Origin of the sequence: Escherichia sp. KCJ4928 (assembly GCF_004352695.1) — a bacterium.
GTDB lineage: Bacteria > Pseudomonadota > Gammaproteobacteria > Enterobacterales > Enterobacteriaceae > ECMA0423.
Map to the genome: position 1 here is coordinate 1 of NZ_SJWV01000170.1, position 8,628 is coordinate 8,628.

Genomic DNA, 8,628 nt, shown 5'->3' on the forward strand with positions numbered 1-8,628 from the left:
TATTTATGTGATTTGTATCACATAAAGATTGATTTTTGTGATGGTTGTCATATTATAAGCGCAAAGAGAATAACACCTGTATAACAAATGGTCGGAGTGCCGCGATGAAACTGCGCAAAATCCTGAAAAGTATGTTCAATAACTATTGCAAGACGTTCAAAGACGTACCGCCAGGCAATATGTTCCGATAATAAAAAACCTGCTCCGGCAGGTTTTTTTGTGTCCTGATGACGGTGGATGTGACTATCGCTGAAGATGTGAAGCCGCTACTATAACGGCTTTCAAAATGCTATCAGGAGTTTACGATGTCCCAGCCGCTGAATGCCGATCAGGAACTGGTTTCTGATGTGGTTGCTTGCCAGTTGGTTATCAAACAAATTCTGGATGTTCTCGATGTAATCGCGCCCGTTGAAGTTCGTGAAAAAATGTCCAGTCAGCTGAAGAATATCGACTTTACTAACCATCCCGCCGCCGCAGACCCTGTCACCATGCGGGCAATCCAAAAAGCCATCGCGCTTATTGAACTCAAGTTTACCCCACAGGGTGAATCCCATTAAAAAAACCGCTGCTTCAAACAGATGAGGCAGCGGTTTCTCAAAACCTTCATCGGCGCAATGCATTAGCGCCGATGATGATCAATGCAGCTGGTGTGACACGACATTCAGAACATGTTGGTCGGTCTGCACAGGGCACATACCCGCAAGTTTCGCACTGCGCACTTCATCAAGAATGGTTTGCAGCAACAGACCATCATGCTGCTGTTCTTTTTCCAGATCGCGCAGGAAATTGACGGTTGAATCATCATTCAGTTCTTTCGCTTCATCGGCTAACTGTGCCAACGTACTAGAACGTTGCTCGTATTCTTCCATCGTTTTTTGGAACAGTTCTTCCAGAGAGTTCAGTTTTTCACCGGGAACATCAATGGCTTTAACGATGGGGGTAGCGCCGACACTCTTCATAAAGTTAAACATGCGCATCATTTGGGTCACATTACTCTGTGCCTGGGCGCGAAGGAAAGTGGCGGTGCCGTTCAGACTCTGTTCAGAACACCAGTTACTCAGGTGAAGGTAGAGATTGGATGCGTAAAACTCGCGGTTCATTTGAGAGTTGAGTTTGAGAAGCATTCCAGCGGTTGCCATACCTAATATCCTTATATCCAGAAGTGGAGAGGTGCAAGATAAATCAAAACACCATAATTACTGTTTGCAGAATAATTCCTTTCTGCCGGTCCGAAATGTGATCGTGGAGTCAATTCTGACGATGATCTGAAATAAGAATAACGTCTGAACGGGTATAAGAAAATGCTTAAATCATCAAGTTTATATATTTTTACATTTCATTGATGAAATCAATGTAACTGCAATGAATTTTAATGATAGCGCTTTTTGTATCTTGTTGATATTAATCAATGAATTTGAATTCATGATGAAGTGATGATTTTATAAAACGTTTTTTCATTTTTGCGAGATGGCTCTCATTATACGTGTTCTGTTAATTAATGAGTACAGTGATAATTAATGGCGAAATGAATGACGTGCATTTTCCACATCTTTGAGTTGCGGTTATTACACCATTTCAAAAACTCAACGCCAGGTAATGCGGCCTATTGACTGGTTAAAAAGAAGACATCCCGCATGGGTACCAAAGACAACAAGGATTTCCAGGCTAATCTTATGGATTAATCTGCTGTGCATTCGACAATTTGTCTGACAAATTGGCTTTCCCTTATGTCTTTTCCCGCTAAATTTATGCACGTTCTCACTGTAATTCTGCGATGTGATATTGCTCTCCTATGGAGAATTAATTTCTCGCTAAAACTATGTCAACACAGTCACTTATCTTTTAGTTAAAAGGTAATGCTTTGTTTTCCGATTAATTTAACGAATGTCATTCGTTTTTGCCCTACACAAAACGACACTAAAGCTGGAGAGAACCATGCACAAATTTACTAAAGCCCTGGCAGCCATTGGTCTGGCAGCCGTTATGTCACAATCCGCTATGGCGGAGAACCTGAAGCTCGGTTTTCTGGTGAAGCAACCGGAAGAGCCGTGGTTCCAGACCGAATGGAAGTTTGCCGATAAAGCCGGGAAGGATTTAGGGTTTGAGGTTATTAAGATTGCCGTGCCGGATGGCGAAAAAACATTGAACGCGATCGACAGCCTGGCTGCCAGTGGCGCAAAAGGTTTCGTTATTTGTACTCCGGACCCCAAACTCGGCTCTGCCATCGTCGCGAAAGCGCGTGGCTACGATATGAAAGTCATTGCCGTGGATGACCAGTTTGTTAACGCCAAAGGTAAGCCAATGGATACCGTTCCGCTGGTGATGATGGCGGCGACTAAAATTGGCGAACGTCAGGGCCAGGAACTGTATAAAGAGATGCAGAAACGTGGCTGGGATGTCAAAGAAAGCGCGGTGATGGCGATTACCGCCAACGAACTGGATACCGCCCGCCGCCGTACTACGGGATCTATGGATGCGCTGAAAGCGGCCGGATTCCCGGAAAAACAAATTTATCAGGTACCTACCAAATCTAACGACATCCCGGGGGCATTTGACGCTGCCAACTCAATGCTGGTTCAACATCCGGAAGTTAAACATTGGCTGATCGTCGGTATGAACGACAGCACCGTGCTGGGCGGCGTACGCGCGACGGAAGGTCAGGGCTTTAAAGCGGCCGATATCATCGGCATTGGCATTAACGGTGTGGATGCGGTGAGCGAACTGTCTAAAGCACAGGCAACCGGCTTCTACGGTTCCCTGCTGCCAAGCCCGGACGTACATGGCTATAAATCCAGCGAAATGCTTTACAACTGGGTAGCAAAAGACGTTGAACCGCCAAAATTTACCGAAGTTACCGACGTGGTACTGATCACGCGTGACAACTTTAAAGAAGAACTGGAGAAAAAAGGTTTAGGCGGTAAGTAATTTGCCGGAAAAATTCCCCTCTGCATGATGCAGAGGGGGTGTGAGCGACCAGTGATTCACGGAGACGTTATGCAACAGTCTACCCCGTATCTCTCATTTTGCGGCATCGGTAAAACGTTTCCCGGCGTTAAGGCGCTGACGGATATTAGTTTTGACTGCTATGCCGGTCAGGTTCATGCGTTGATGGGTGAAAATGGCGCAGGAAAATCAACTCTCTTAAAAATCCTCAGCGGCAACTATGCGCCAACCACGGGTTCTGTAGTGATTAATGGGCAGGAAATGTCCTTTTCCGACACGACCGCAGCACTTAACGCGGGTGTGGCGATTATTTACCAGGAACTACATCTCGTGCCGGAAATGACCGTCGCGGAAAACATCTATCTCGGCCAGCTGCCGCATAAAGGCGGCATTGTGAATCGCTCATTGCTGAATTATGAGGCGGGTTTACAACTTAAACATCTTGGTATGGATATTGACCCGGACACGCCGCTGAAATATCTCTCCATTGGTCAGTGGCAGATGGTTGAAATCGCCAAGGCGCTGGCGCGTAACGCTAAAATTATCGCCTTTGATGAGCCAACCAGCTCCCTTTCTGCCCGCGAAATCGACAATCTTTTCCGCGTTATTCGTGAACTGCGAAAAGAGGGGCGGGTGATCTTATACGTTTCTCACCGTATGGAAGAAATATTTGCCCTCAGCGATGCCATCACTGTCTTTAAAGATGGACGTTATGTCAAAACCTTTACCGATATGCAGCAGGTTGACCACGACGCGCTGGTGCAGGCGATGGTCGGGCGCGACATTGGCGATATCTACGGCTGGCAACCTCGTAGTTATGGCGAGGAGCGCCTGCGTCTTGATGCTGTGAAAGCACCAGGCGTGCGTACGCCAATAAGTCTGGCGGTTCGCAGTGGTGAAATTGTTGGGCTGTTTGGTCTGGTAGGGGCGGGGCGTAGCGAATTAATGAAAGGCTTGTTTGGCGGGACGCAAATCACCGCCGGTCAGGTTTATATCGACCAACAGCCGATCGATATTCGTAAACCGAGCCACGCCATTGCCGCAGGCATGATGCTCTGCCCGGAAGATCGCAAAGCGGAAGGCATTATTCCCGTGCACTCCGTTCGCGACAATATCAACATCAGTGCCAGACGTAAACATGTGCTCGGCGGTTGTGTAATCAACAACGGTTGGGAAGAAAACAATGCCGATCACCACATTCGTTCGCTCAACATCAAAACGCCGGGCGCTGAGCAACTGATCATGAATCTCTCAGGCGGAAATCAGCAAAAAGCCATTCTGGGCCGCTGGTTATCGGAAGAGATGAAGGTCATTTTGCTGGATGAACCTACGCGCGGCATTGATGTTGGTGCTAAGCACGAAATATATAACGTGATTTATGCGCTGGCGGCGCAGGGTGTGGCGGTGCTGTTTGCCTCCAGCGACTTACCTGAAGTCCTCGGCGTTGCCGACCGGATTGTGGTGATGCGGGAAGGTGAAATCGCCGGTGAATTGTTACACGAGCAGGCAGATGAGCGTCAGGCACTGAGCCTTGCGATGCCTAAAGTCAGCCAGGCTGTTGCCTGAGTAAGGAGAGTATGATGTCTTCTGTTTCTACATCGGGGTCTGGCGCACCTAAGTCGTCATTCAGCTTCGGGCGTATCTGGGATCAGTACGGCATGCTGGTGGTGTTTGCGGTGCTCTTTATCGCCTGTGCCATTTTTGTCCCAAATTTTGCCACCTTTATTAATATGAAAGGGTTGGGCCTGGCAATTTCCATGTCGAGGATGGTGGCGTGTGGCATGTTGTTCTGCCTTGCTTCCGGTGACTTTGACCTTTCTGTCGCCTCCGTAATTGCCTGTGCGGGTGTCACCACGGCGGTGGTTATCAACCTGACTGAAAGCCTGTGGATTGGCGTGGCAGCGGGGTTGCTGCTTGGCATACTCTGTGGCCTGGTCAATGGCTTTGTTATCGCCAAACTGAAAATAAATGCTCTGATCACGACACTGGCAACGATGCAGATTGTTCGAGGTCTGGCGTACATCATTTCAGACGGTAAAGCGGTCGGTATCGAAGATGAAAGCTTCTTTGCCCTTGGTTACGCTAACTGGTTCGGTCTGCCTGCGCCAATCTGGCTCACCGTCGCGTGTCTGATTATCTTTGGTTTGCTGCTGAATAAAACCACCTTTGGTCGTAATACCCTGGCGATTGGCGGGAACGAAGAGGCTGCGCGTCTGGCGGGTGTACCGGTTGTTCGCACCAAAATTATTATCTTTGTTCTCTCTGGCCTGGTATCTGCGATAGCCGGAATTATTCTGGCTTCACGTATGACTAGTGGGCAGCCAATGACGTCGATTGGTTATGAGCTTATTGTTATCTCCGCCTGCGTTTTAGGTGGCGTTTCTCTGAAAGGTGGCATCGGAAAAATCTCATATGTGGTGGCGGGTATCTTAATTTTAGGCACCGTGGAAAACGCCATGAACCTGCTTAATATTTCTCCTTTCGCGCAGTACGTGGTTCGCGGCTTAATCCTGCTGGCAGCGGTGATCTTCGACCGTTACAAGCAAAAAGCGAAACGCACTGTCTGATGCTTTTTTCCACAACAATTTAACGTTTTTTCCCACCACAGCCAGCCGCCACAACGGTTGGCTGTTCTTCATTGCAAATGGCGACCCCCGTCACACTGTCTATACTTACATGTCTGTAAAGCGCGTTCTGCGCAACACAATAAGAAAAGAGAAGGAGGAGAACCGGGTGACAGAACCGTTAACCGAAACCCCTGAACTATCCGCGAAATATGCCTGGTTTTTTGATCTCGATGGAACGCTGGCGGAAATCAAACCGCATCCCGATCAGGTCGTCGTGCCTGACAATATTCTGCAAGGACTACAGCTACTGGCAACCGCAAGTGATGGTGCATTGGCATTGATATCAGGGCGCTCAATGGTGGAGCTTGACGCACTGGCAAAACCTTATCGCTTCCCGTTAGCGGGCGTGCATGGGGCGGAGCGCCGTGACATCAATGGTAAAACACATATCGTTCATCTGCCGGATGCGATTGCGCGTGATATTAGCGTGCAACTGCATACGGTCATCGCCCAGTATCCCGGTGCGGAGCTGGAGACGAAAGGGATGGCTTTTGCGCTGCATTATCGTCAGGCTCCGCAGCATGAAGACGCATTAATGACATTAGCGCAACGTATTACTCAGATCTGGCCACAAATGGCGTTACAGCAGGGAAAGTGTGTTGTCGAGATCAAACCGAGAGGTACCAGTAAAGGTGAGGCAATTGCAGCTTTTATGCAGGAAGCTCCCTTTATCGGGCGAACGCCCGTATTTCTGGGCGATGATTTAACCGATGAATCTGGCTTCGCAGTCGTTAACCGACTGGGCGGAATGTCAGTAAAAATTGGCACAGGTGCAACTCAGGCATCATGGCGACTGGCGGGTGTGCCGGATGTCTGGAGCTGGCTTGAAATGATAACCACCGCATTACAACAAAAAAGAGAAAATAACAGGAGTGATGACTATGAGTCGTTTAGTCGTAGTATCTAACCGGATTGCACCACCAGACGAGCACGCCGCCAGTGCCGGTGGCCTTGCCGTTGGCATACTGGGGGCACTGAAAGCCGCAGGCGGACTGTGGTTTGGCTGGAGTGGTGAAACAGGGAATGAGGATCAGCCGCTAAAAAAGGTGAAAAAAGGTAACATTACGTGGGCCTCTTTTAACCTCAGCGAACAGGACCTTGACGAATACTACAACCAATTCTCCAATGCCGTTCTCTGGCCCGCTTTTCATTATCGGCTCGATCTGGTGCAATTTCAGCGTCCTGCCTGGGACGGCTATCTACGCGTAAATGCGTTGCTGGCAGATAAATTACTGCCGCTGTTGCAAGACGATGACATTATCTGGATCCACGATTATCACCTGTTGCCATTTGCGCATGAATTACGCAAACGGGGAGTGAATAATCGCATTGGTTTCTTTCTGCATATTCCTTTCCCGACACCGGAAATCTTCAACGCGCTGCCGACATATGACACCTTGCTTGAACAGCTTTGTGATTATGATTTGCTGGGTTTCCAGACAGAAAACGATCGTCTGGCGTTCCTGGATTGTCTTTCTAACCTGACCCGCGTCACGACACGTAGCGCAAAAAGCCATACAGCCTGGGGCAAAGCATTTCGAACAGAAGTCTACCCGATCGGCATTGAACCGAAAGAAATAGCCAAACAGGCTGCCGGGCCACTGCCGCCAAAACTGGCGCAACTTAAAGCGGAACTGAAAAACGTACAAAATATCTTTTCTGTCGAACGGCTGGATTATTCCAAAGGTTTGCCAGAGCGTTTTCTCGCCTATGAAGCGTTGCTGGAAAAATATCCGCAGCATCATGGTAAAATTCGTTATACCCAGATTGCACCAACGTCGCGTGGTGATGTGCAAGCCTATCAGGATATTCGTCATCAGCTCGAAAATGAAGCTGGACGAATTAATGGTAAATACGGGCAATTAGGCTGGACGCCGCTTTATTATTTGAATCAGCATTTTGACCGTAAATTACTGATGAAAATATTCCGCTACTCTGACGTGGGCTTAGTGACGCCACTGCGTGACGGGATGAACCTGGTAGCAAAAGAGTATGTTGCTGCTCAGGACCCAGCCAACCCGGGCGTTCTTGTTCTTTCGCAATTTGCGGGAGCGGCAAACGAGTTAACGTCGGCGTTAATTGTTAACCCCTACGATCGTGACGAAGTTGCAGCTGCGCTGGATCGTGCATTGACTATGTCGCTGGCGGAACGTATTTCCCGTCATGCAGAAATGCTGGACGTTATCGTGAAAAACGATATTAACCACTGGCAGGAGTGCTTCATTAGCGACCTAAAGCAGATAGTTCCGCGAAGCGCGGAAAGCCAGCAGCGCGATAAAGTTGCTACCTTTCCAAAGCTTGCGTAGGAGCGGTTAATCTCCCGTAAGTGGAACTAACAGCACATCGACCTCACTTGAGGCAATAACTCTTTTCGCCGAGCAGGATGCTCGCGAAAAGAAACTGTGATTGTGATTACCGCAAATCACCAAATCGAAATGATGTTTGTGACATACTTCCAGAATATGTTCGCTTAACTCACCGTAGGCAATAAACGTCTTGTCAACGAGATACCCCGCATCCTGAATTAACTTATCAAGAAAGCTTTGCGTTTCTTCTTGCATCACGCTGCGTAAATCTTCAAGCATCGGCGCGGCTAATTGATTGTACATTTCCGGGTCGGAAGCGAGAGTAATTAAACTGATGTGTCCCTTTACTGGCCTGGCGATAGATACCGCTTTTGCCAGCAGTTGCTGACTTTCCGGTGTAACCGCAACAGCGACAAGAATATTGCTATAGCTCATAACCTGTTCCTTATTCTGTGAACTTCAGGTGACATTAAAGCTTTACTCCTAATGGAGAAACGACGCAATCCCAACTCGGTCAAACAGGTAAATATTAGTCTGATTATTAGTAAAGACAATTAATCAATCACTCCCGGTGATCATATAATTTCAAATGTAATTATAAGAAAATAGTGTACTGATTCTCCGCATTAAACAAGTGGTTAATATATGTAAAACATTTCATTAACATTAAGTTGATTGTTGCCTTTCTTTGTATTTAATTAGTTTGTTGTGCGGTAAGTGTCTGTTTAAAAATAGCTTATCTGGTATTGCAT

9 protein-coding genes are annotated in these 8,628 nt (G+C 47.7%); 7 read left to right on the plus strand and 2 right to left on the minus strand.

Annotated features, from left to right (window positions below; all coding sequences use genetic code 11):
* Nucleotides 1–104: 104 nt before the first annotated feature.
* Entirely contained in the window at nt 105–191 is an 87-nt protein-coding gene (gene azuC / locus E0D98_RS18865; RefSeq protein WP_010723106.1) for a stress response protein AzuC, read from the plus strand.
* A 114-nt stretch (nt 192–305) separates the two neighbouring features.
* The gene (gene yecJ, locus E0D98_RS18870; RefSeq protein WP_000082127.1) at nt 306–557 is read left to right on the plus strand and encodes a DUF2766 family protein YecJ; all 252 of its coding nucleotides are present in this window, start codon (nt 306–308) and stop codon (nt 555–557) included.
* A 78-nt stretch (nt 558–635) separates the two neighbouring features.
* On the opposite strand, the gene E0D98_RS18875 is transcribed toward yecJ, so the two are convergent.
* Nucleotides 636–1,139 (minus strand): non-heme ferritin-like protein, encoded by a 504-nt coding sequence (locus tag E0D98_RS18875; RefSeq protein ID WP_000179469.1) that lies wholly within the window; start codon nt 1,137–1,139, stop codon nt 636–638.
* Nucleotides 1,140–1,935: 796 nt separating this feature from the next.
* Between E0D98_RS18875 and araF the strand changes: the two genes are divergently transcribed.
* The 5 genes from araF (at nt 1,936) to otsA (ending at nt 7,876) form a co-directional block, all read left to right on the plus strand.
* The gene (gene araF / locus E0D98_RS18880; protein ID WP_000548675.1) at nt 1,936–2,925 is read left to right on the plus strand and encodes an arabinose ABC transporter substrate-binding protein AraF; all 990 of its coding nucleotides are present in this window, start codon (nt 1,936–1,938) and stop codon (nt 2,923–2,925) included.
* 69 nt (nt 2,926–2,994) lie between these two features.
* Nucleotides 2,995–4,509, plus strand: a complete 1,515-nt coding sequence (gene araG, locus E0D98_RS18885) for an arabinose ABC transporter ATP-binding protein AraG (RefSeq protein ID WP_001187772.1) — start codon at nt 2,995–2,997, stop codon at nt 4,507–4,509.
* A gap of 14 nt (nt 4,510–4,523) precedes the next feature.
* Complete coding sequence (araH, locus tag E0D98_RS18890) at nt 4,524–5,510, plus strand: arabinose ABC transporter permease AraH (RefSeq protein WP_059219421.1); 987 nt, start codon at nt 4,524–4,526, stop codon at nt 5,508–5,510.
* Between the two features lie 166 nt (nt 5,511–5,676).
* On the plus strand, nt 5,677–6,477 hold the full coding sequence (otsB, locus tag E0D98_RS18895; protein ID WP_001307855.1) for a trehalose-phosphatase: 801 nt from the start codon (nt 5,677–5,679) through the stop codon (nt 6,475–6,477).
* Nucleotides 6,452–7,876, plus strand: coding sequence for an alpha,alpha-trehalose-phosphate synthase (gene otsA / locus E0D98_RS18900; protein ID WP_001295646.1), 1,425 nt, complete (start codon nt 6,452–6,454; stop codon nt 7,874–7,876). The genes otsB and otsA overlap by 26 nt, the downstream gene beginning before the upstream one ends.
* Nucleotides 7,877–7,882: 6 nt before the next feature.
* Here the strand turns inward: otsA and uspC are convergent, their stop codons facing one another.
* On the minus strand, nt 7,883–8,311 hold the full coding sequence (uspC, locus tag E0D98_RS18905; RefSeq protein ID WP_000122419.1) for a universal stress protein UspC: 429 nt from the start codon (nt 8,309–8,311) through the stop codon (nt 7,883–7,885).
* Between the last annotated feature and the right edge of the window lie 317 nt (nt 8,312–8,628).